Annotated in this window: 21 protein-coding genes; 8 read left to right on the plus strand and 13 right to left on the minus strand. The window is 52.5% G+C overall.

Going from position 1 to position 21587, the window contains the following annotated elements; genetic code table 11:
• Window positions 1-298 precede the first annotated feature (298 nt).
• The 5 genes from GOW04_RS16875 to GOW04_RS16895 all read right to left on the minus strand — a co-directional run bounded on the left by GOW04_RS16875 (window position 299) and on the right by GOW04_RS16895 (window position 4021).
• Window positions 299-886 (minus strand): hypothetical protein, encoded by a 588-nt coding sequence (locus tag GOW04_RS16875; protein WP_253282529.1) that lies wholly within the window; start codon window positions 884-886, stop codon window positions 299-301.
• A gap of 127 nt (window positions 887-1013) precedes the next feature.
• The gene (locus GOW04_RS16880; RefSeq protein WP_171120901.1) at window positions 1014-1184 is read right to left on the minus strand and encodes an AlpA family transcriptional regulator; all 171 of its coding nucleotides are present in this window, start codon (window positions 1182-1184) and stop codon (window positions 1014-1016) included.
• Window positions 1185-1307: 123 nt separating this feature from the next.
• Window positions 1308-2012: a hypothetical protein gene (locus tag GOW04_RS16885; RefSeq protein ID WP_171233360.1), complete on the minus strand. Its 705-nt coding sequence runs from the start codon at window positions 2010-2012 to the stop codon at window positions 1308-1310.
• On the minus strand, window positions 2009-3196 hold the full coding sequence (locus GOW04_RS16890; protein ID WP_171120897.1) for a site-specific integrase: 1188 nt from the start codon (window positions 3194-3196) through the stop codon (window positions 2009-2011). The genes GOW04_RS16885 and GOW04_RS16890 overlap by 4 nt, the downstream gene beginning before the upstream one ends.
• Window positions 3197-3811: 615 nt before the next feature.
• Entirely contained in the window at window positions 3812-4021 is a 210-nt protein-coding gene (locus GOW04_RS16895; protein ID WP_171233358.1) for a hypothetical protein, read from the minus strand.
• Here GOW04_RS16895 and GOW04_RS22295 point away from each other — a divergent pair.
• Window positions 3947-4150, plus strand: coding sequence for a S1 RNA-binding domain-containing protein (locus GOW04_RS22295; protein ID WP_171233361.1), 204 nt, complete (start codon window positions 3947-3949; stop codon window positions 4148-4150). The genes GOW04_RS16895 and GOW04_RS22295 overlap by 75 nt on opposite strands.
• A 219-nt stretch (window positions 4151-4369) precedes the next feature.
• Here the strand turns inward: GOW04_RS22295 and GOW04_RS16905 are convergent, their stop codons facing one another.
• The gene (locus GOW04_RS16905; RefSeq protein ID WP_171233362.1) at window positions 4370-6313 is read right to left on the minus strand and encodes a DUF3604 domain-containing protein; all 1944 of its coding nucleotides are present in this window, start codon (window positions 6311-6313) and stop codon (window positions 4370-4372) included.
• Between the two features lie 350 nt (window positions 6314-6663).
• Window positions 6664-8514, minus strand: coding sequence for a bifunctional 2',3'-cyclic-nucleotide 2'-phosphodiesterase/3'-nucleotidase (locus GOW04_RS16910; protein WP_254430192.1), 1851 nt, complete (start codon window positions 8512-8514; stop codon window positions 6664-6666).
• Window positions 8515-8533: 19 nt separating this feature from the next.
• Here GOW04_RS16910 and GOW04_RS22020 point away from each other — a divergent pair, with 19 nt between their 5' ends.
• On the plus strand, window positions 8534-8692 hold the full coding sequence (locus tag GOW04_RS22020; RefSeq protein ID WP_254430193.1) for a hypothetical protein: 159 nt from the start codon (window positions 8534-8536) through the stop codon (window positions 8690-8692).
• 464 nt (window positions 8693-9156) lie between these two features.
• Here GOW04_RS22020 and GOW04_RS16915 read toward each other — a convergent pair whose 3' ends face one another.
• Window positions 9157-9648, minus strand: coding sequence for an ATP-binding protein (locus tag GOW04_RS16915; RefSeq protein ID WP_171233364.1), 492 nt, complete (start codon window positions 9646-9648; stop codon window positions 9157-9159).
• A gap of 16 nt (window positions 9649-9664) precedes the next feature.
• A complete protein-coding gene (locus tag GOW04_RS16920; RefSeq protein ID WP_171233365.1) occupies window positions 9665-10564 on the minus strand; it encodes a LysR family transcriptional regulator in 900 nt (299 codons plus the stop codon).
• A 96-nt stretch (window positions 10565-10660) separates the two neighbouring features.
• On the opposite strand from GOW04_RS16920, the gene GOW04_RS16925 reads away from it, so the two are divergent.
• The 6 genes from GOW04_RS16925 (at window position 10661) to GOW04_RS16950 (ending at window position 17297) form a co-directional block, all read left to right on the plus strand.
• Window positions 10661-11308, plus strand: coding sequence for a class I SAM-dependent methyltransferase (locus GOW04_RS16925; RefSeq protein WP_171233366.1), 648 nt, complete (start codon window positions 10661-10663; stop codon window positions 11306-11308).
• A gap of 446 nt (window positions 11309-11754) precedes the next feature.
• Window positions 11755-13302 carry an arylsulfatase gene (locus GOW04_RS16930; RefSeq protein WP_171233367.1) on the plus strand — a complete coding sequence of 516 codons (1548 nt, stop codon included), beginning with the start codon at window positions 11755-11757 and terminating at the stop codon, window positions 13300-13302.
• 411 nt (window positions 13303-13713) lie between these two features.
• Window positions 13714-13983, plus strand: coding sequence for a potassium channel family protein (locus GOW04_RS16935; protein ID WP_371807936.1), 270 nt, complete (start codon window positions 13714-13716; stop codon window positions 13981-13983).
• Window positions 13984-14159: 176 nt separating this feature from the next.
• A complete protein-coding gene (locus GOW04_RS16940) occupies window positions 14160-15239 on the plus strand; it encodes an AI-2E family transporter (protein ID WP_152459503.1) in 1080 nt (359 codons plus the stop codon).
• Entirely contained in the window at window positions 15236-16300 is a 1065-nt protein-coding gene (locus tag GOW04_RS16945; RefSeq protein ID WP_152459502.1) for an HlyD family secretion protein, read from the plus strand. The genes GOW04_RS16940 and GOW04_RS16945 overlap by 4 nt, the downstream gene beginning before the upstream one ends.
• On the plus strand, window positions 16290-17297 hold the full coding sequence (locus GOW04_RS16950; protein WP_171207152.1) for a DUF2955 domain-containing protein: 1008 nt from the start codon (window positions 16290-16292) through the stop codon (window positions 17295-17297). The genes GOW04_RS16945 and GOW04_RS16950 overlap by 11 nt, the downstream gene beginning before the upstream one ends.
• Window positions 17298-17563: 266 nt before the next feature.
• On the opposite strand, the gene GOW04_RS16955 is transcribed toward GOW04_RS16950, so the two are convergent.
• From GOW04_RS16955 to GOW04_RS16970, 4 genes are read right to left on the minus strand one after another with little or no spacing between them, the layout of a single operon-like run.
• The gene (locus GOW04_RS16955; protein WP_152459500.1) at window positions 17564-18313 is read right to left on the minus strand and encodes a proteasome-type protease; all 750 of its coding nucleotides are present in this window, start codon (window positions 18311-18313) and stop codon (window positions 17564-17566) included.
• 11 nt (window positions 18314-18324) lie between these two features.
• Window positions 18325-19122 (minus strand): transglutaminase family protein, encoded by a 798-nt coding sequence (locus GOW04_RS16960; RefSeq protein ID WP_171172168.1) that lies wholly within the window; start codon window positions 19120-19122, stop codon window positions 18325-18327.
• 3 nt (window positions 19123-19125) lie between these two features.
• Complete coding sequence (locus GOW04_RS16965) at window positions 19126-20067, minus strand: alpha-E domain-containing protein (protein WP_152459498.1); 942 nt, start codon at window positions 20065-20067, stop codon at window positions 19126-19128.
• A gap of 2 nt (window positions 20068-20069) precedes the next feature.
• Complete coding sequence (locus GOW04_RS16970) at window positions 20070-21488, minus strand: circularly permuted type 2 ATP-grasp protein (protein WP_171172167.1); 1419 nt, start codon at window positions 21486-21488, stop codon at window positions 20070-20072.
• Between the last annotated feature and the right edge of the window lie 99 nt (window positions 21489-21587).

The raw sequence follows: 21587 nt of genomic DNA on the forward strand, positions 1-21587 counted from the left end.
CACCCATTGGAAGAATTGAATCAGCAGTTCATGCACCGATCAAGGAAGAGTTTTTCAACAAAATAGGCTGACTGCGGTCATTTGGAGTTATAATACGAATGGCAGCAAAGTCCGCTACTCGGACCATGGTCCTGTTCAAACCAAAGTCCGGTTCCGCACATAAGCAGTCAGAGGGACGTCAAAGCAGACGTTGCCCCCGTGCTGAGCCCCATGGCTATATGTATATGTGTCCTGTTTCTTGTGACGCCTCTCGGATCAATTTCCGGTTTGGCGTCACAGTATTTAGGACGGCCTCGATTCAAACTGGCTCAACCACCACCCAACCGTCACAACCATTGGGACGGAGTGTCCTGTTTTTTGTGCGGGGCTTCTGTTTTTGCCGCCAAGACACGAAACGCTTCGTTGCTGGTTTTCCGTCGCGTGTCGGCACTTCGCCCAGCGCCCAGACTGATGCCTTGCCGATACCAGACGGACCAAGATGCGGGGCTTTTGTCATGGTAATGAACCCGCGTTGCTGAAGTTCACGAAACCAAGGGCCAACCGTGTTGCGGTGAACGTTTAACGCCGTTGCCGCGTCGCGGTGGCTTAGAATGATATCGCCGTTGTTTGATCCGTTGTAGCGGCGTTTCAGTTCGACGTAGAGCGCCCTTGGACCCGGTGGCAGGGTTGCCCAGGCTTCAGACGCTTGCAGCCACTCAGGAAGCTGGACATGACGCCCAGTCCCCTTTTTCTGACGTTTGTACGGCCTTGCCATTACTTGCACCCTTTCTGGGTCATCAGGGCCAGCCAAACGCTCACTTCGCGGATTTCGGTCTTGTGTGAAATTATGCGCTCGTCCAATAGCGCCTTGCACGTCCAGAGAATCCGTCTCTGGTTTGAATACCATTGATTGCTGCTCATAACCGTGTGCCCTTCGTTGTTGAGCAAACAAGGCGCTGGGCGTATGGTGCAGACGTTCCCGCAAAGAACATTCCCGCCCCACGCCCAGGCGCCAGGTCTGGGTGGGGTGGGTCTTATTGCCTATGTGCGGCGATTGCAGCGTCGATATCAGCTTCGGCCCAATACAGGCGCGAACCGATTTTCACGGGCTTGGGCAATCGGCCCAATTCCACGTCGCGGTAGATAGTGGTGCGGCCTCGGCCACCGAGTTTTTCTTGCAGGTCGCGGAAGGTGAGATAACGCATCTGAGAACGCTCCTTTGTGCTGCGCGGTACACAAAAGGTCGGCCATTTTTTCGAATAGGGGAATAAGGAAACAAGATGTTCCCCTAGGGGACTATCAACTTCCCCCACTTGCTATAATCCGTGTCAGCTAGGCCTCAAACTACGTATCTGACTTACTAATTCGTTGGACGGTGTAACCGGTGGGTAACTGTTCTCAATCGTGCCGCCTTCAAACTGCACTTTCCATAAGTTCCAGTCTGATACGCTAGGCCAAGCTTCGATAATTCGCTGATAGTGCAAAACGGTGGACACCAACTTGAGTGTTTTAGGCAGTGGTTGGACCATAGGATGTGAGGGCCCACTATCAGCCCCGATAAGAGTTTTTGCCGCACAAATATGTGCTGCTGACCTGTATTTTCGGAAATAGGATTTGATCGTGGAGATGTCTCCAACAATAGCTTTCTCTTGGTAATCCCACCCGTTGGGTTTAGGTACCTTAAACAGTATCTTGTCGGAGCTGTACGCTAGCTCAGATGCGATTTTACTCGCTTCGTTGATGCTTGTTGGACTGCCGTCTTCATTTAAGTGCGCCATTATCAACGCAACTATGCCAGACAGATACACTTGTGCAGAGCGTTTATTTAGAGCGTGCAATACACTCTGAGTCACATCGCTGAAACGCCAATTCTTAGGGTCAGAATGATGGCTATGAAACTCTGATTGCAAAAGCTGAAGCGCCTGCAACGCACTTTTGTCGTCGTATGCGTAGAACGCCAGAATATCGAGGCTTTGAACAGCCGTCGGTTTAATACTTCCGTCGTTTTGGTTAATATAGAAGCAACGATTCATAGCTGTACAATCTTCTGGTCCGCTTTAGCCAATTGTTGCCGCGCCCATCGATCCATTAGCGTTTTTCTTTGTTCAAGAAAATCCGTTCGTCGATAACTCCGCTCCACAGCTCCGCCGACAACATGGCCCAGCGCCGTCTCTGCAATATCGTGCGGGGTATTGGTCGCCTCGGCAACCCAATCGCGGAAGCTGGATCGAAACCCGTGCGGACGCTCCACCATGCCGCGCCGCTCCATAAGCTTGCTCATGGTCATGTCCGATATCACGCCCTTGCGGACACCGGGGAATAGGAAGCCATCTCTCGCAAACGGAGTGGCCTCAGCAATTACACTTTGGGCCTCTTTCGACAACGGCACCCGGAAATCACTTGTCGCACCCTTGCGCCCTTTCATGGCCTCTGCGGGGATTGTCCAGATATCACCGTCGATCTGGTCAAGGTGCAGGTAACGCAGGGGATAGCTACGCACCGCTGTCAGTATCAGAAGGCGCAGCGCCAGTTCAGCGGTCGTGCCGCCATCCAAGGATTGATAGAACGCGGGCACATCCTTCCACGGCATGGCCGGGATATTGGTCACCTTGTGCCTTTGCTTGCCCAATAGGGCTTTAGCCTTTTCCGTCGCCTGCAGATCCACGTCCAAGCCCAGCGCTGCCGCATGGCGCATACAGATAGACAGGCGGTTCATGGCTTTGCGCGCCGTATCGGCCTTGGTGTGCCAGATCGGAGCAAGGGTGTCGCGTATGTCGCGCTGGTCAATCTGCGATACGGGCATTTTTCCCAGCTTCGGCAAAACGTGCAGTTCCAAGGGGCTGAACCACCGCCCAGCCTTCCCGTCGCCTTTCAATTCGGCCTTGCGGCTTTCAAAGGCGTCTTTGGCGATGTCGGCCAGAATGTTGAGATTGCGTTGAGCTTCGCGGCTCTGGCGTCCCCGCTCCTTTATGGCGTCTTTGCCAACCCGCACCACCGCCTGCCATTTCTCGGCTGCTTGCCGCGCTGCTTTCAACGAAACCGCCGGGAAGCTGCCAAGCCCCATTTCATGCCGCCGCCCGAACAGGGTGTAGCGCAGAAACCATTGCGCGCCGCCATCGGGCCGCTTGTGAAACCATAGACCGCCCCCGTCCGAATACTTGCCTGGGGCTTTAGCCTTGAGTTCAGCGCTGGAAAGTTTGTGTTTTGGCCGTGCCATTCTATATCCACCTTTCTACCCACCCCTAGATATGGGGTATAGTGGTACAGAATGGTATGGCGTGAAACAAATAAATGTATATTTCAGACATGGTTAGAGCAAGATGGGTGTTCCATGGTGCTCCAAGATTTTAGTTTTGGATGCCCTTCAGCGGCACCAGATTTTATCGAAATCGTAAGGGAAAAACTTCCGCAAAGAAAGAATTGTTCTTACTATGTTCTTGCGCCGGGATATTTATAACACGGTTAAAACGGACATCCGCACGCTCTATAGCGAATGATCGCTTCGAGCCCGTATTGACCGATGCTGCACTGATCATGAGCGTCTGGTCTCAAAAAAAACAGGCCAAAATGTCACAAAATCAAAAGCGATTTTGTCAATGGTTCGTGACACAAGATTTATGAACGATTTCGGTGATGGTGCGAAAAGTGACAGAATCGACCGTTTTTGCAACAAACCGACCTGAGTTCTGCCACTTTGAGTAGAGACTGTGATGGGTTCGGGGCACTTATCTTCCCAAGGAATGTGTTGACACTGGCGGCTCCCATTCCGAGACTATGCAAACCGTTTCACCTCCTTGAGGTTCGCCGTTTGCCTAACCTAATTGCCTGTCCATCATGCGGCAAAGAAGTCAGTCGAAGGGCTCAATCCTGCCCACAATGCTGAGAACCAGAACCGGGAACGGCACAGCGGCAATATGACAAAGAGAGGCTTCTGAGCGAGTTTCAGGGTCGAGTTTTGCCCGCCAAAGTGATCCATATCGTCGATTTTGGCGCTTATGCGCAAATCTCCTATGATGGGATGATTTTTGATGGTCTTGTCCACGTCTCACAACTCTCGAACTCGCGCTTAGAGCATCCCAGTGAGATAGTTTCAGAAGGAGATACTATCTCCGTAAAAGTCCTGGGAATAAGTGAGCACGGTATACCCCGCTTATCAATGAAGGATGCGTGACCGGGAATTCTAAGATTTACATCGATCAACTCAGGGCGGTGCACGCACTTCAAACCCAATTCGACCGTTTTTGATAATGCGGCAATCGTCAAAGCAACCATTGGCGTAGCCGCAGCGAAGGGGCGCTTTGTCCGCATAGCGATCGCTCGCGATATTCGGGCGAACGACTACAATGAACCCATCTTCGCCCTGAAACATGAGCGCGTTTTTGGTGAAGTGCTATCCCTCCGGAGTGTACCAAATGGGCGAAGTATAAGCCCGTTCTTGTGTGGATGTCGGTACTTCTTCGGGTAGTTCGTCGCCGAACCTAATAGCTTCGTAAACCGTCCATCGCGGCGTGGGGATTTCCAGCACGCGCGCGTAGTAAAAAGCCTTTTGTTCCGGATCAAATTCGGGGTCAGACCAGACGGTTATCAATTCTGGCGATCCGATTGAGTTCGTGAACGTACCGGTTTCGACGTCCACGGTGTTGCCGACAGGCGGCAGCTTGCCTTCCGCGCCGAGATCCCGATCGCCGGACCAGACGACATCAAAAACCTTTTCTTGTGTCTCACCGTCTTCTGTTACCCAGCCCTTGACTATCTGAATACGATCCAGATTACCCGAGTACGGATCCTTGAGTGCGGCGACGAGAAAATTTGGCGCTAAGGCATCACCGGGCGCTTCCGGTAGATCTGCCCCCATGGGTACGCCTTTGTCATAACCAATCTTCGCAGGAAGCCGCGATTGAGCGTCGTTTTCTTCGAAATTCCATCCCCCGAAGAAACGTACCGTGATCCGACTACCTGTTGTCCCATATACTTCCTTGCGTTCCATCGCGTCGAAAATAGATGCTCGTGTATTTTCCTCGGCCCAAACCGCCGCATAACCAGAGGCAGCCATCTGCCAGCCCAGAATTTTGGTCGCTTCAAACTCGCCGACAACATGCTGCCAACGCCCAGGCTCAGGTTCCACGCCCGAGTGCTTACCAAAAAAGTTATCTTCCTGGGCTGTCGCCAAAGCCGTGTGACTGTCTGTAGATCCCACGACACCGAACTTGTAAGGGTTGGTCCCAAGCTGCGCCTCAAGCTTCAGGCCATTTTTTAAAGCCTCGCGAGCATACTCGTACTGCAACATCCAGTCTTCTTTGGGGACAGGGCCAAGGTTTGCGACGTCCCACGTTTCGTAATCTGCAAACTCGTCATTTGGGCTCAGAAACGGGTGGGCCTCGCCGTCGCCTTTGATCTGAGTGATCTCGTACAGTGGCTCCCATTTGGCGCGTCTTTCCGCGTAATCTCCTGTGAGCGGTTTGCCGGTATCGGGGTTTGTCTCGACAGGAAACATCAAACCATTAGAAACATTTCCGTTGTGCGCCAATGCAAGGACGCGCCCGCCTGTCGTTTCTTCATATCTTTCCATCCAATCCCACAGATCTTCCGGATTGAATGTCTCGGCAGTCGTAAACGGCAACATTTGCCGCGCCCGAATCCTGTCGTCCCTATAGATGACATTGCGGTGCAAGTTGTTGCCACCTTCCGTCGAGGTCCATTCGTAGCCGATAAACGCGGTAAACGATCCCGGTTGATCATAAGCATCTGCAGTTTCCGTAAAGTCATCCCAAACTGACTGTACGAAACGACGGTCAGAAATCGCCTCCGGCAAAGCTTCACCGGTAATTCCAGCGAAAGTCTCGATAACCTCCATTGTCGCTCCAAGGGCAACATTCCCTCCTTGGTTCAACCTGTCGTTCCAGTCGCGTAACGTTGGATCGCCCATCAAAGTTGCGTTCCCCGCGACGATCTCGTTCATTGCGCCCATCGCGTCTGAATGGTCTGAAACAACGAGCCAATCCAGCGGGCGAGACAGCTTCGCCCGTAGGCCGTGAGAAGTAGTTACTTCTTCTCCACGCGCAAACCGAAACGCGTCTGAAGGCGAAAGAAGTACACCAAACGCACGCGCGTCGAGTGAGAGCGATGTATGCAAGTGGGTGTCGCCCCAAAGAGGTCTAGTTGGAAAGTCGCGTCCTGCATAAGGCGAAAACGCATCTGATGCAGGGGCATGCATGTCGGCCCCCGAGATGGTCATTTCACCAACTTGTCCACCCTCGGCGGTTTCCTGTGCCCAAGCAGAGGTCGAGGACAAACAGAGACAAAAGAATAAGGTCGCACTGAAAGGAACATTCATGGCTATATTCCCAGCTAATCAGATTATAACTCATGCGACCATTCTCATATGCTTGCTGTCAACCTCGTTTTTGTTTCCGCGAAGAGCGTCTGTACTTGGTTGAATTGGTGTGTAACTACCCAAATCCCTCGCCGCGTCTTAGTCTCGTTTACGGCGGAACCAAACAGCGGCTTTGTCCGCAGAGCATTCACTGATGCACTGCGCAACGAGGACTGCTCCGGGCCCAGATCAAACGTTCATTTCTAACCGCTTATAGCCTTTGAAAGTCGCATGCGGGCGTTCAGCGTAAGCCTGATGGTAGCTGCTTTCGTTGACTTCCGACTTCCTCAAAGTACGCACATGCGATTGCACTAGAGCTTGATGCGGAATGCCGCGAAGCCATCTGCACCATCTCCGGCGTCTTCGATTAAAACGCCTTTGACATCGGCGATGTAGTCTCGGGCCTTTGGGCCGGTCTCGAATAGCACGGTTGTGTTCTTTAAAGGAGCAAATGACCAGTTGCCGTCCGCTTTTGGGTTGATCGTTCCCTGTTCGACAATATAGCGCACGATAACGTCGCGATTAGTGTCCGGGGCTTCGAACACGATTGTATCACCCAATGCGCCGGGGAATGAACCGCCACCCGATGCACGATAATTGTTTGTGGCGATGATGAACTCCATGTCATCGGTGACCGGTTCGCCTTGGAAGGACAAGTTCACAATTCGGGCCGCATCGGGATTCACCTCTTCCCCCTTTGGCCCAAAGCGCGACGGCTGCGACAGGTCGATCTGGTATGTTACGCCATCCATCACATCGAAATTGTAGGATGGAAACTCTGGATTCAGAAGAACCGCATCCTCTGAGCCTCGCTCGATCTGGTTGAACATACCGGCCGAACGCTCCAGCCAACCACGCAGTTGAACACCGTTCACTCGCACCGCGCGCACTGTGTTGGGATAGAGATACAGATCAGCCACATTTTTGATAGCAACATCCCCGACCGGGACGTCGGTGTAGTAGTCGGGGCCCCCGCGACCACCCGCCTTGAACGGCGCCGCCGCTGACAGGATCGGCAATCCTTCGTGCTCGGTGCCTTTCAGCATTTCTTCGACATACCATTTCTGTGCGATCGAAACGATCTGTACAGACGGATCATCAGCAACCAATGCAAAATAGCTGTGCAACGGGGCAGATGTTTTGCCAACGGCTCGACGGACATAGGCGAGCGTTTCGTCGTGATCCTTCGCAACCGAGTCGAGAACCTTCTGATCGTCTCCGACCAAAGCGGTGATTGAGCGGTCTTCATTGCGTTTGGAAATCGCGCGGGCCTCGGACGTGGTAGTAACCACGCGCCACTCATTTCCTTCCCGTTCCAGCAGCAGGTCCAACAACCCAAGATGTGAGCCCCAGAAGCCGCCCATAACAGCAGGTTTACCCATCAGGGTGCCCTTTTCGACGTCAATGCCGGGTCGGTCCGCAAATGTCGGCGAGGGAAAGACAAGGTGATTGTGCCCCGTGACCAGAGCGTCGATTCCGTCAACACCCGCCAAAACGACTGAGGCGTTTTCCATACCGTCCACATGATTGGCGTCGCCGATCCCAGAATGTGAAAGGGCGATGATTAGGTCACATCCTTGTTCCTTCATCTCTGGCACGTATGCCCGCGCGGTTTCAACAATATCGCGGGCCTGAACATTGCCTTCCAGATGCTTTCGGTCCCAGTTCATGATCTGCGGCGGCGTAAAACCTATGACACCGATTTTGATTGAGTGCTTGGTCCCATCACCCATTTCGATTTCACGGTCGATAATTGTATATGGTTTAATCAGCGTTTTGTCGTCGCGCGGAGTTGCGCCTTGTGCCTTTGCAACATTGGCCAAAACGACCGGGAACTCTGCGCCCGCGAGTGATTTTTCCAGGAAATCCAGCCCGTAGTTGAATTCGTGATTGCCCAGAGTTGCAGCATCATAGCCAACCGTGTTGAAAGCGTTGATGATGGGGTGCGCGTCCCCTTCTTTCATGCCACGCTCATAGGCGATGTAGTCGCCCATTGGGTTCCCTTGAAGAAAGTCACCGTTGTCGACCAAGATCGAATTTGTCGCCTCAGCGCGAATTTCGTTGATGATTGAGGCCGTACGGGACAAGCCCACTGTGTCACGGGGTTTGTCGGCATAGTAGTCATAGGGGAACACATGAACATGGATGTCCGTTGTTTCCATGATGCGCAGATGCGCTTGAATGTTGGATGCCAAAACTGAAAAAGGATGCAAGGTGATGGCCGCTGCACCGGCTGTTGTTGCAAGAAATTGGCGACGCGAAATTGACGAGCGGTTGGAAAAAGACATGGGTCACCTTTCGAGTTGGCTGGCAATGAGAATAGTTGCCGGTATTGCATAACGATCTTATGACAGTGTCTTCTAACACATTTTGCAGACTTATTTCAGGGGGTATGGACGAGGCCATGCGCCAGATCCGTGAAGTCGCTGAATGATTGGATCAGGTGAAACCAAGCCGGGACTGGTTTGACAACGTATGTGAAGAATAATCAGTGCCTTTTCCCATCACCCGTGCTGTATTGTCGGCGCAAAACTATTCTGGAGATGGTTGTTGGAGCCGGCATTTGCCGATGTGTTGCCCATGCCTGCCAGCGACGTACACTACCGATAATCGACGTGAACGACGCTGCCCGCGTTGCCGTTGCCATGACTTAAGAAGGATGCACCGGGATACATCTTTTTTGTCACGCAATCTCCGTACCTGCGGCCTAGTGAAAGCTGACTGTAAACATTTGGCCAATCGTCGACTCAGAGCAGGCGGCCGAAAAACACTTAGCTCCGCCGCGACATTTCGAAAGTCTGGTGCTACTGACGGTGAGTTATGATGCTAAAACCCTCTTCGGGTGATGGTGGCACAAAATACCGCGCAATACGCCGATATTGATCTTCCGTCGCTGCAAATGCGTGCGCGCCTTCTTTGTTGCGCTTGTGCAGCCGGTGCAGACAAACCTCATCTGACACATCCAAAAAGTGAAGGTGGTGCTGCGCAGCAGTGTCTTCCAGCAGGTCGCGCATCCAGGCCCTGTTTTCAATTGTGTTCGCTGGAAAATCGAGAACGACCGAAACGCCAGCCTTCAGCAGAGCAGCCACGTGAGGACCCATGAGCAGTCGCAGTTTCAAAGCGCAGTCTACATAATCCTGCAGGGACTTCATTTGATCCCCAAACAGCGCGCTAAGCCATTCATCTTCTGAAATGAGCACGGCCCCGTCACTTTTCGCAAGTCTCGCTGCCAGAGTTGATTTTCCTGAAGCAATTTTGCCGCATAACAAGTGGAGCGTTGGAATAGCCTTTAACATAGAGCGAACTCCCGGATTACCTGATGGTCCCTGCGCTAAGTTGGTCCGCCAGTTGATCAAACACCAACCTGATCCTTCGTGCGGTATGTAGCTCGGAGTGCGTCGCCAGCCAAATCGGGAACTTAAACGGCTCATGATCGGGGAGCACGCGCTCGACGCCGGGTGTTAGGGCAGCCACGTCATCCGACATTACACATATGCCAAACCCTTGGCGCACCAGCTCCCAGGATACAATCCCGCTTTGTGAGCCGACCCGGAAGCTTTTTCGGGTGACCTTAATGCCCGCCGGATCAAGAAAACCGATCATCGTGTCAATGTCACCAAATCCGACAAAGTCCAACTTAGCGAGTTCGCCTTCATTTTTTGGCCGTCCAACCTGATCAAGGTACGAAGGTGCCGCGTAGAAATGTGCCGTGGCCTCGGCGACAAGCTTTGCCGTCAGATCCGGCTGCGTCGGACGTACATGTCGGATGGCGATATCAGCCTCACGTCGCTGTATGTCTCGTATGTCATTTGCAGCAACGATGTCTATCTCCAGTCGCGGTGCTGCAAGTCGGATCTTTTTCAGTATAGGCGGTAGCTGATAGGCAGACATCACATCGGACGCAGTGATCCTGACTTGACCTTCAACAGCTTGCGACTGACTTGTCGCAGTAAGTGAAATCCTGTTCGCCACATCCGCCATTTCTCTGACATGCAACAAAAGCTCGGCGCCAGCAGTCGTCAAATTAAGCGACTTGCCGACTCTTTCGAACAGGGTGATGCCAAGTGCCATTTCCAGCGCGGCAACTTGCCGGCCGACAGTGGGTTGAGTTTGCTCAAGAACGCGCGCCGCTGCGGAAAACGAGCCCTCTTCGGCTGTCGCGAGAAAGGACCGTACCTGATTCCAGTCGAAATTGATGGCTTTCCAGTTCATGCATTTATGCATAACACTTCTGCGGATTGTGGCAATTTCATAAATGATTGTTTGGAAGTAAAGGATACGGCAACAACCTTGTAAGAGAGTAATGAAATGGCTGCTTTATCCAAGGATGCTGCATTCTGGAGTAAAATCTCGCGAAAGTATGCGGCAGACCCAATCCGCAACATGGAAGGGTATCTGAAAACACTCGAGCTGACGAAGTCGTACCTGAATGCCGAGGACAACGTACTGGAAATCGGGTGCGGGACGGGTTCAACCGCGCTGCTGCTTGCGCCGCGTGTCGCCCATGTCACTGCCACGGATCTCGCTCCGGGCATGATCGAAATTGCCGATGAGAAGCTTGATAAAGAAGGGCTGGAGAATGTCACTTTCAAGGTGGCCGACGTTCTTGAGCACAGTCTTGACGAAGGCTCTTACGATGCCGTCTTGGCGCATAACTTGCTTCATCTTCTGCCCGATTTGGACCAAGCGCTCGAGCACATTGCTGCGCTGACAAAACCGGGTGGGCTTTTCATATCCAAAACCGTCTGCGCGCCTGAGAGCGGTGGTTTCCAGTTTGCGATGATCAGTCGGATCGCAATCCCAATCATGCAGGCTTTTGGGAAAGCCCCATTTGTGAACTTCGTGTCTGGATCGGCACTTGAGAGGAAAATTGCGTCCGCAGGCTTTGAAGTTCTTTATACTTCTGATCAAGCCTCGATGCTCCAGAGTCGTTATATTGTCGCGCAAAAAACATGAAGCTCCAGTTCGTACAGCTTCGTCCTTTGAAATGATCTTTGCATCACAGTGTTTTATATAAACTGTTCACAAGTGATCGGATGTTACAAAGGTCTGTTTCCGATTTAATAATGCGACTGCGAGTGGCAGCATTGTCCGCATAGCGATCGCTCGCGATATTCAGGCGAATGTCAGCATCGATTCCGAAGCAGAAGAAAAAGTGGTCCAGCAAACGCTTTGGCGTGGTTCCGAAATGCGGCGAATTCAGTCGTGACCAATTACGTGTTTGAAGCGCTGGAAAAAGGTATCGGTCAGTTCGTTTAGTAAAGCCATTTAAGTCGACAGGATTTTTTTAATTAACTTGCGCATTTCCGCCTGAAATCCTGGAAACCACAGGGGTCCCAACAAAAAACTTCGAATTTGTGGTAGGTTATTCGGTGATAACAAGAAATTTTGGGAGGACGAATATGAAGTACAAAACAAAATCCACCATAGTAGCGGCATTATTTGCCGCAACCGCTACGGCCGTTTACGCACAAGATGAACCTCCTATGAACTTCCTGATTATTTGGGGAGATGACATTGGGTTTTGGAATATTAGTGCCTACAACCATGGCATGATGGGTTATCAGACACCCAACATCGACCGTATAGCCAAAGAAGGCGCGCTATTTACTGACTGGTACGGAGAGCAGTCCTGTACTGCAGGACGAGCGGCTTTCATAACTGGACAATCTCCCATTCGTACGGGTTTGACGAAGGTCGGCCTTCCTGGCGCACCTGAGGGCATGCCCGTGGAAGACCCCACCATCGCTGGACTACTCAAAAACCACGGGTATATGACAGGCCAGTTTGGCAAAAACCATCTAGGTGACCGTGACGAGCACCTCCCCACCAATCACGGTTTCGATGAATTTTTCGGGAATCTCTACCATCTCAACGCAGAAGAAGAGCCTGAAAATCCAGATTATCCCAAGGATGAAACCTTTAGGGAGAATTTCGGCCCGCGCGGGGTGATCAAGTCAACCGCAGATGGCTCGATCGAGGATACCGGGCCGCTTACAAAAAAACGCATGGAAACCGTTGACGAAGAAGTCACGGCAAGTGCGTTGGACTTCATGGATAGAGCTGTTGAGCAGGGCAAGCCTTTCTTCCTTTGGTGGAATTCCACTCGCATGCACATTTTTACGCATCTTAAGGAAGACTCCGACGGAGTGACGGGACTTGGTGTTTATCCTGACGGCATGGTCGAGCATGATGGGCACGTCGGTGTACTACTTGATAAACTTGAGGAGCTTGGGATCGCCGAAAACACTGTCGTAATGTATTCAACAGACAACGGAGCCGAGACCTTCACGTGGCCGGACGGTGGTACTACACCTTTCCGCGGCGAGAAAAACACGCAATGGGAAGGTGGCTATCGTGTCCCGACGGTCATCAAGTGGCCGGGCGTCATCGAGCCGGGATCGAAGATCAATGGCGTAGCTTCACATGCGGACATGTTGCCAACCATTATGGCTTCTGTCGGCGAGCCAGACATCAAAGAAAGGCTACTTGATGGTGGCGTTGAAGCGATCGGTCGCCAATACAAGGCACATCTGGACGGCTACAATCTACTTCCGTCGCTCTCAGGTGAAACTGATGATTGGCCACGCAGTGAATTCATTTATTGGACTGACGATGGCAGCGTAGCCGCCTTGCGCTATGAACAGTACAAGGTGACATTTCTAAAACAGAACGCACATGGACTTGATGTTTGGCTCTCACCTTTCGAGGTGTTGCGCGCACCGATGCTTTCAAACTTACGGAGTGATCCGTTCGAGAGAGCCGAGGAAGAGAACGCTATGGGATACCAGCGCTGGTTCCTCGAGCATATGTTCGCGATAGCTCCGGCCTCCGCCTACGTTGGGCAATGGCTTCAAAGCTTCGAGGAATTTCCGCCAAGGCAAAAACCCGGCAGCTTTAACCTCGACAACGTTATGGAGGAACTCACCAGCCGTGCCGGCAATCAATAGCTCTGACGAAAGCCAGTGAGCTTGAATTCAAAGACAACGTTCTGTCGAATTTAAACGCGCAAATCATCCCCTTGGACTGAAAATTGGCGCAGTCCAAGGGAGAGAATGAACGGCGGCTTTGTCCGCGAAGCAGTCGTTCACGCCGAGTGCACCGCATGACTCTGCCGAGCCCATTGCCGACTTTGCCGGGTGATTAAAAACAGAATTGACTTGAGTAATCCCGAAGCGAATTAGCGAGAAATTGGTTAACATTCCTGCCGGACACACACGGTGGGAGCGCAACAGGGTTTTGGAAAAATGCAAGAAAATTCAAAAAATTCTATGTATGTATAAATCCCTTGGTATTCTTACGTTATGAATTCACTAACGAGAATTACGCGAGGTATAGGCGTCGCCTTTAAAGATGGCAGGGTGAAGGGCCTTCTAGCATTCACTACTGGCATGATCCTCTGGGCGTCGGTGTTTTACCGTTATGTCGAAGGTTGGAGCTGGCTTGACTCTATCTATTTTTCTGTTGTGACAATTTCGACCGTTGGGTTCGGTGACTTTTCTCCTGAAACAGCGGCAGGGAAAATATTTACAATTTTCTACATCATCGTTGGGCTCGGTATCTTCGTGACTGCAGCGACTACGGTGGCAGATACAATCCTGTCCCAGGACGACAAGCAAGAGGACAACTAGTTTTGCCCCGCCGAGCCACTGCGATTTCATACGCAGGCAATACGTCGACCGAACAGCCCCTCTGAAATCCGGATTTGCGATATACTTCAAATGGTTGCAGGTTTTTTGGTATTTTAAATATACATATTAATTTTTTTGAGTGTAAAGTTTGAACAAACAAATCTTGGAGGGATGGTATGGAAAAGACTCAGGACGCGAAGATTGTCGATCTCGCGATTAGATTGCTGTTTCTCGGGCTATTCCTTTACAGCGCTTTGGTAATGGTGGCCCCGCTGGCAAGCGTGGTCATCTGGGCGACGATCCTGTGCGTCGCACTCTATCCGGTTTTCGATTGGCTGCAGTCCAGGTTGGGCGGAAGAAAGAAGCTTGCGACGACGATACTGGTATTGTTGGGCCTCGTTCTGACCTTGGGACCGGTCGCGACAGCGGTATCCGGAGCAGCCGAACTTGGGTCTGGATTTGCAGAACAAGCTGACAACGGCGAGCTAAAAGTCCCACCGGCACCCGATGGCTTAAAGGAGCTGCCGCTGGTCGGAAACAAAATTGCTGAAGTCTGGGGCTTGTTTGAACGAAACCTTGACGGCGCGCTTGCCAAATACGGCGCGCAGATTCTTGAGATCACCAAATCACTGTTCGGAAAGGTCGTAAGCATAGGGCTTGGGCTCTTGGCGCTGGCCCTGTCCGTCTTGATCATGGGGGCTTTGTTCAGTCCTGGTCCAAGTCTGGTGCAAGGCCTGCAGCGCTTTGCCAACCGTGTCTTTGCGCCCCGTGGCGGTGAGTTCGTTACACTTGCCGGCGCTACGATCCGCAATGTGACAAAAGGTGTGATTGGCGTGGCTGCGATTCAGGCGGTCGTGGTTTGGATATTGTTGGCGCTGTTCGGAATTGGCTCGGCCGCCACGCTGGCGTTTATCTGTTTGATCCTCTCGATTATCCAGATCGGGCCCGGTTTGGTTCTTTTGCCAGTGATTATTTACGCTTGGAGCACCATGTCCGGCGGTGCCGCGTTGATCTTCACAATCCTGGCTATTCCCGTTGCGATAATGGACAGCTTCCTAAGGCCTGTATTCATCTCAAAAGGCCTCGAAACACCAATGCTGGTCATACTCATTGGTGTTCTTGGCGGCATGATGGCCTATGGCTTGATCGGCATTTTTATGGGACCTGTTCTGTTTGCCGTGTTTTATGAGCTGTTCAAGGTCTGGATCGACGCCCCTGCAGAAGCTGAAAGCGCGGCTGAAGGAGCCACGAAATGAGAAAGACGATTTGGACCACTTTGGCCGTCATTCTTGTTTTTCTTATCTGGTATCTTGTCGCTGACCGAAAAACGCCGTTTACCGGGAATGCCAGAGTAAAGGCCATTGCGACCCAGATCGTTCCACAGGTCACCGGTACAGTGACCGAAGTTCTTGTCGAAAACGGACAGATCGTCTCGGCAGGTGATATTCTGGTTCGGATCGACCCCAGGCCCTACGAAATTCAACGCAACAAGGCGGAAGCTGATCTAGAAGCGGCCACGCAGGAGGTGGGTGCATCCTCGGCAGAGGTAAGAGCCGCGCAAGCCAAACTGGCGCGGGCCCAGAGCGATCTGGACACAATACGCATTCAAACAGAGCGTGTTTTTGCGCTGGAAAGAAAGGGATTGATCGCCGTCTCAAAAGCCGACGATGCCCGAGGTCAACTGGCAGAGTCCGAAGCAAATTATGAGAACGCCAAAGCGGATCTTGAAAAAGCAAAGCAGAGGCTGGGTGACGACGGGATCGAAAATCCAAAAATTCAGCGCGCGTTAGCTGCCTTGGCGGATGCAGAGCTAAACCTGGAATGGACTGAACTGCGTGCTCCGGCGACGGGTGTCATATCCAATCTGTTGATCGCACCTGGTACGTATGCACGGTCCGGTCAGGACCTTTTGACGTTCCTGGATGCAACCGACATATGGATAGAGGCGTATTTTACGGAAAATAACCTAGGCCGGGCAGGGGTGGGTTCTCCTGTTGATGTCGTGTTGGATATGCACCCCGGTCAAATTATCCCGGGTGTCATTGAGAGCTTCAGCGCGGCTGTATCCTTGAGCGGTGGCGATGAACCTGGCCAGTTGGCCAGCCCGCCAAGTACCAAGGGGTTTCTGCGCGAACCAGAACGGTTTCCCGTTCGGATCGTGCTGCCGGGATATGAGGCCGGAAACGCCGAAGACGAACTGCGCTTCCAACTCAACGGGCAGGCCGACGTGATCATGTATTTGAGCGACAATTCCCTGCTGAATGTGGTCGGCCGGACCTATATCCGTTTGGTCTCAATACTATCCTATGCCTATTGAGGATCGAAAATCCGTTATCCGGCTTGCGCTGGGTGTGACCGGCGTTTTCGCCTTAGGCTTGTTTCTGGGGTGGCCGTTGGCGGTTGTGGGGGCAGTTTTCACCGCGCTGTTCCTACAAGCGCCCACCGCGCTGCCGTTGGCGGCATTCGCAAAGCTGTTTGTTTTCTCTATAGGATTGATGTTCATCTCATTCCTGTTGTCGTCCGTTTTCGCACCCTATCCCGTGGTATTCCTTATTCTGGTTGCCATCGGGATCATCCTGTCCTTCATGTGGTCAGTTTCAGGGGCCGGTGTTCTACCCGGTGTCATAGCACTCATGGGGGCGTTGATGATCCCGAACCTCGTTTTGCAATCGCAGGATCTGGCGCTTGTGCTTGTATTTTGGATACCGATTAACCTGCTATTTGCAGGTTTCGTATCCACGCTGATGTTTGTGATGATCCCAGCGGAACCTCAAACAGTCGCCCAAAAGAAAGCCGACGCGCCACCAGATTTTGACCGGTACCGGCGGATCGTCAGAATGTCGCTTGTGACGCTTCCATTTGCCATGGTGTTTTTTGTGTCCGGGGCATCTGCTTTGTTGGTTCTGTTCTTTGTCGCTCTTTTGAGCCAGCAGTTGGCCGCCATGCCGTCGATGGGAAAAGCCGTCGCCAAAGCTATGCTTACGGCAAACCTGCTTGGGGCAGCGGTGTCGATCATTTGTTACGAGGTGAACGTGATCGCACCGGTTATTCTGACGCCCATTTTGTTATGTCTGTTCTTCTGCTTCACCCTGGGAGCGCTTGGGAAATCTCAGGTCGCACTCGCAGCAGCAGCCGGTTCGGCGTTGACAACGGTTCTGATCGTTTACGGTGGGTCGGTTGCGCCGTTTTCGGATGAGGCTGACGTCAAAAGTATCACGCGCGTATTGCAAGTTGCAGGGGCCGCTTTCTTCGTGATTGTCGCTTATGTCATAGTGGACGAGTTCTGGCCGGAGAGGGAAATGCAAGCTTCATGAGTTGCCTGAAGTAAAGCTTTCAGGCGTCCAATCCAGCAACAAGAACAATGTGCTTCGAAGTCAGTGTTACTATCCAAGCGCGCGTCGACAACTCAGGTTAATCCCTTTCAGATTCAACACTGTTCTTCCGAATTTGGCAAACACGGCGCGCTTATATTGCCGGCGGAAACACGGGTGCGATCGTATAAACCATCGTCTGCCTAGCCCGCCAAGTAGACACTCAAGCAAAGCTCAGCGAAAGTCGGCGATGCGGACAAAGCGGACGCTCAATCGTTTGGCTTTCGCTCTGGTTTGTATTCTGGAAGCTTGGACAAGGCCGATTTCAACGCGTCGCCCCACACCTCGGAAATGGTGCGAAAGTACTGATCGTCGGGTTCGAATCTGGACCGTGTGCCGCCTTCAAGACTGTCTTCATCGTAAAGAAGAAGGTCAAGCGGAGCTCCGACAGATAGATTGGCCTTGATCGTGGAGTCGAAGCTGACAAGCAGGAGTTTCACAGTTTCCGCAAAGCTCATCTCCGGATCATAGGCGCGCACCAGAATTGGACGACCGTATTTCGTCTCTCCAATCTGAAAGAACGGAGTGTCAGCGCCAGCCTCGATAAAGTTGCCTTCGGGGTAGATCAGAAACAGGCGAGACGGGCCGCCTTTGATCTGGCCACCTAAAATGAGTGTCGCATGAAAGGCGCTGTCGGCTTGCTGACCGGATTGGGAATGCTCCTGTATGACGTCGTTCAACGTAGCCGCGACCAGTTGCGCGACTTGGAACATTGTCGGTGCTTCCAGTATGGACGGCGAGCGATCTTCTGGCGCTTTGGTCCGCTCTTCCAGAAGGCTTATGGTGGCCTGAGTAGTCGCAAGGTTTCCAGCCGTTAGGATAGTGATCGACCGATCGCCATCAACTGTCCAATTGAACATCTTGTTGAAGGTCGAAACATTATCGACGCCTGCATTCGTGCGCGTGTCGGACATGAACACCAACCCGCGATTCAGCCGCATACCCACAGCATAGGTCATCAAATTCTCCGTTATTGCTGTGCGACCTGCAACTGCACTGTCAATTGCTCACCCGCTGCCCCAATTCTGTTCCCTATTACTGGGGCAGCTTGGGAATAGTCCAGACCGGTCGCGACGCGTACGTATCGATCGTCAGGTGAAATCCCGTTTGAAACGTCGAACCCAACCCACCCAAGCCCGTCCAAGTGCACCTCGGCCCAGGCATGGGTCGCGTCCTGTAGTTCCGTTTCGTTCATCATCAGGTAACCCGATACATAGCGTGCCGGAACTCCGATCTGTCGTGCGCAGGCAATGAAAATATGCGCGTGGTCCTGACACACGCCGCACCCGGATTCGAGTGCGTCTTCTGCGCTCCAGCCCGGGTGCGAACTTCCAATCTCGTACGCGACCTGAGTGCGAATGCTTTCGGAAAGGGCATGCATCTGTTCCAGCGGTTCGCCTTTGGGCAACGCGCCTATCACTTCGGCAACCCCTTTCCCCGGCGTTGTCTGCGGGGTGCTCCTTTTGAATAACCATAGTGGAGTCGACCCTTCGTGACGCCCGAGGACGCCATGTGTGTCTTCCACTTCTACAACGCCTTCTGAAATCAACGAGATGCTTTGGGTGTTTACGTCGAAACTGATCAATTCCACGGTGTTGCGGTGGTAGTCTTCAAAAGTCAGTTCTTTGCGCCCGCCAGTGATTTGGGTGCTCCAACTTACAATGTTCTGATTGCGGAATGACTTTGGTGTCTTTCTCAGCTGTTGCAGCCCGAAGGGAACGGGTGCATCGAAATCGTATCGTGTCTCGTGTCGAATGTGCAGTTTCATTGGCTACTCGTAGAACCTGTAATCAACCTCGATCTGTCGACTTAAGCTGCCGAGATCTGTCAGAAAATCCTGAATGTACTCATGCAGACCGATTTCGAAGATATCAGAGATTTTTTGATCCAGGTATTTCTCGTAGAGGCCATTCGAGGCCTCGCAGGAAGGCCCGGCAAAGCCATAGTCTTTCTTTAGGTAAGAAAGGTTTTCTTGAATTTTTCTGCAGCAAAAGTGAAGGCTGCGCGGCATTCGCTGATCCAAGATCAAAAACTGTGCGATATCAGACGGCTGGGTTTTCTCACCGTGGGTCATTCGATATCCTCCGCCTGCGCCGACGGAACGGAGAATGCTTTCCCATTGGATGTTGTCCAGTGATGAGCCAACTGAGAAAGCTGTGGGCAGAAGAACGTAGTACTTCACGTCCAGAATGCGCCCGGTATTGTCGGCTCGTTCGACGAACGTACCAATGCGGGTGAAGTCGAAAATGTCATTGCGTAGCATCGTGCCCAATGTAGCGCCACGAACCAGGGCCGCCTGTTGGCGAATAAGCTCCAGCGTCGCAGGCAGGTCCCGCTCATTCACGCGGCGCTTCATGACATCATCAATCTGCATCCAGGTAGAGTTTACTGCGCTCCAAACATCGTGTGTCAGTGCGGTTCGAACAAGGCGCGCATTGTCCCTTGCCTGCTTGATGACTGATTTGATCGAGGATGGATTATCCGCATCACGCAGCATCCAATCCACCGCGTTGTCTTTTGAAACATCATCGTATTTGGCGTGGTACCCATCCAGAACGCCGGCCGTTTTCAGAACTGAACCCCATTCTTCGGTCGAATTCTTGGTGCGGGTCAACGCCATCCGCTGACCTGTTTCAAGCAGCCTGGCCGTGTTTTCCGCTCGTTCCAGGTAGCGGGACATCCAGAACAACCCACCAGCAGTTTTTCCCAGCATGGTCAGTCCTCCAGAACCCAGGTGTCTTTGGTTCCACCGCCCTGGCTCGAGTTTACGACCAATGACCCTTTCTTTAGTGCCACGCGGGTCAGGCCGCCGGGAGTGATCTTGATCCCCTCAGGCGACACTAATACGAAAGGCCGCAGATCGACATGTCTGGGGGCCAGCCCCGAACGCGCGAAGATCGGAACGGTTGAAAGCGACAGTGTCGGCTGAGCAATATAGTTCGCTGGCCGCGCTTTGAGCTTGTCGCGGAAAGCTGAAATCTCTTTCTTGCTGGCGGTCGGGCCGATCAACATCCCGTAGCCGCCAGACCCGTGCACTTCTTTCACAACAAGGTCGGACAGATTGTCCAGAACGTAGGACAGAGATTCGGGATCGCTGCAACGCCACGTGGGAACATTTTGAAGCAGGGGCTTCTCACCCGTGTAGAATTCAACGATTTCAGGCATGTATGAATAGATCGCCTTGTCATCGGCTATGCCTGTTCCCGGGGCGTTCGCAATCGTGATACCGCCAGCGCGATAAACGTCCAGAATACCCGGCACGCCCAATGCGCTGTCGGGGTTGAAATTCAACGGGTCCAGAAAGTCGTCATCCACTCTGCGATAGAGAACGTCGATGGGTTTATAACCCCTGGTGGTGCGCATGCAGACACGCCCGTTTACAACCCGCAAGTCGTGACCTTCAACCAATTCCACGGCCATCTGATCTGCCAAGAAGGCGTGCTCGTAGTAGGCTGAATTGTAGATGCCAGGCGTCAACACGGCGACAGTGGGTTCTCCTTCGGCGCAAGCTGGCGCGCATGCAGCCAGAGACCGTCTTAAACTACGCGGGTAATCGGAAACATTCCGGACATTTGTGGCGCTAAACAGTTCCGGGAACATTTTGAGCATCGTTTCCCGGTTCTCGAGCATATAGCTCACACCGGACGGTGTACGCGCATTGTCTTCCAGCACAAAAAACTCGTCCGGCCCGGTTCGCACCAAATCAACACCGACTATGTGCGTATAGACCTTACCAGGTGGCGTGATGCCCAACATCTGCGGCAGGAACGCTTCGTTTGCGGCGATCATCTCAGCTGGCACACGGCCAGCGCGAACAATTTCCTGACGGTGGTATATGTCATGAAGAAACGCGTTGATTGCCCGAACTCGCTGTTCGATACCTCGTTCCAGCCGCTGCCACTCTCGTGCCGAAATGACACGCGGCACGATATCAAACGGTATCAGTCGTTCTTCTGCCTCTGCTTTGCCGTAAACATTAAAGGTGATGCCCGTCAGCCTAAAAACTTCTTCGGCTTCACGCTGTTTCGCCCTCAGCCGTGATACGTCTTCAGCATTGAACCAGCGGCCGATCTCTTCATATGGACCTCTGAGTGATCCATCGCCGTTGAACATTTCATCAAAATACTCACTCATGTGTTAAGTTTCACGCTCAAATCAGAATTTTCAAGTCGTTCAGGCTCGATTTGATACTGTCATCGTAAGTAACGTCTAATTTTCAGGCGAATTGAATAT

Source organism: Ruegeria sp. HKCCA4812, assembly GCF_013034245.1.
Classification (GTDB): Bacteria; Pseudomonadota; Alphaproteobacteria; order Rhodobacterales; family Rhodobacteraceae; genus Ruegeria.

Coding starts and splice junctions, on each gene's coding strand:
- GOW04_RS16920 (WP_171233365.1), bottom strand. CDS start 10,564: ATGAACTGGAAAGCCATCAATTTCGACTGGAATCAGGTACGGTCCTTT.
- GOW04_RS16890 (WP_171120897.1), bottom strand. CDS start 3,196: ATGGCACGGCCAAAACACAAACTTTCCAGCGCTGAACTCAAGGCTAAA.
- GOW04_RS16970 (WP_171172167.1), bottom strand. CDS start 21,488: ATGAGTGAGTATTTTGATGAAATGTTCAACGGCGATGGATCACTCAGA.
- GOW04_RS16905 (WP_171233362.1), bottom strand. CDS start 6,313: ATGAATGTTCCTTTCAGTGCGACCTTATTCTTTTGTCTCTGTTTGTCC.
- GOW04_RS16965 (WP_152459498.1), bottom strand. CDS start 20,067: ATGCTGGGAAAAACTGCTGGTGGGTTGTTCTGGATGTCCCGCTACCTG.
- GOW04_RS16945 (WP_152459502.1), top strand. CDS start 15,236: ATGAGAAAGACGATTTGGACCACTTTGGCCGTCATTCTTGTTTTTCTT.
- GOW04_RS16960 (WP_171172168.1), bottom strand. CDS start 19,122: ATGAAACTGCACATTCGACACGAGACACGATACGATTTCGATGCACCC.
- GOW04_RS16910 (WP_254430192.1), bottom strand. CDS start 8,514: ATGGAAACAACGGACATCCATGTTCATGTGTTCCCCTATGACTACTAT.
- GOW04_RS16925 (WP_171233366.1), top strand. CDS start 10,661: ATGGCTGCTTTATCCAAGGATGCTGCATTCTGGAGTAAAATCTCGCGA.
- GOW04_RS16940 (WP_152459503.1), top strand. CDS start 14,160: ATGGAAAAGACTCAGGACGCGAAGATTGTCGATCTCGCGATTAGATTG.
- GOW04_RS16930 (WP_171233367.1), top strand. CDS start 11,755: ATGAAGTACAAAACAAAATCCACCATAGTAGCGGCATTATTTGCCGCA.
- GOW04_RS16885 (WP_171233360.1), bottom strand. CDS start 2,012: ATGAATCGTTGCTTCTATATTAACCAAAACGACGGAAGTATTAAACCG.
- GOW04_RS16950 (WP_171207152.1), top strand. CDS start 16,290: ATGCCTATTGAGGATCGAAAATCCGTTATCCGGCTTGCGCTGGGTGTG.
- GOW04_RS16915 (WP_171233364.1), bottom strand. CDS start 9,648: ATGTTAAAGGCTATTCCAACGCTCCACTTGTTATGCGGCAAAATTGCT.
- GOW04_RS16880 (WP_171120901.1), bottom strand. CDS start 1,184: ATGCGTTATCTCACCTTCCGCGACCTGCAAGAAAAACTCGGTGGCCGA.
- GOW04_RS22020 (WP_254430193.1), top strand. CDS start 8,534: ATGTTGGATGCCAAAACTGAAAAAGGATGCAAGGTGATGGCCGCTGCA.
- GOW04_RS16875 (WP_253282529.1), bottom strand. CDS start 886: ATGGTATTCAAACCAGAGACGGATTCTCTGGACGTGCAAGGCGCTATT.
- GOW04_RS16955 (WP_152459500.1), bottom strand. CDS start 18,313: ATGACCTATGCTGTGGGTATGCGGCTGAATCGCGGGTTGGTGTTCATG.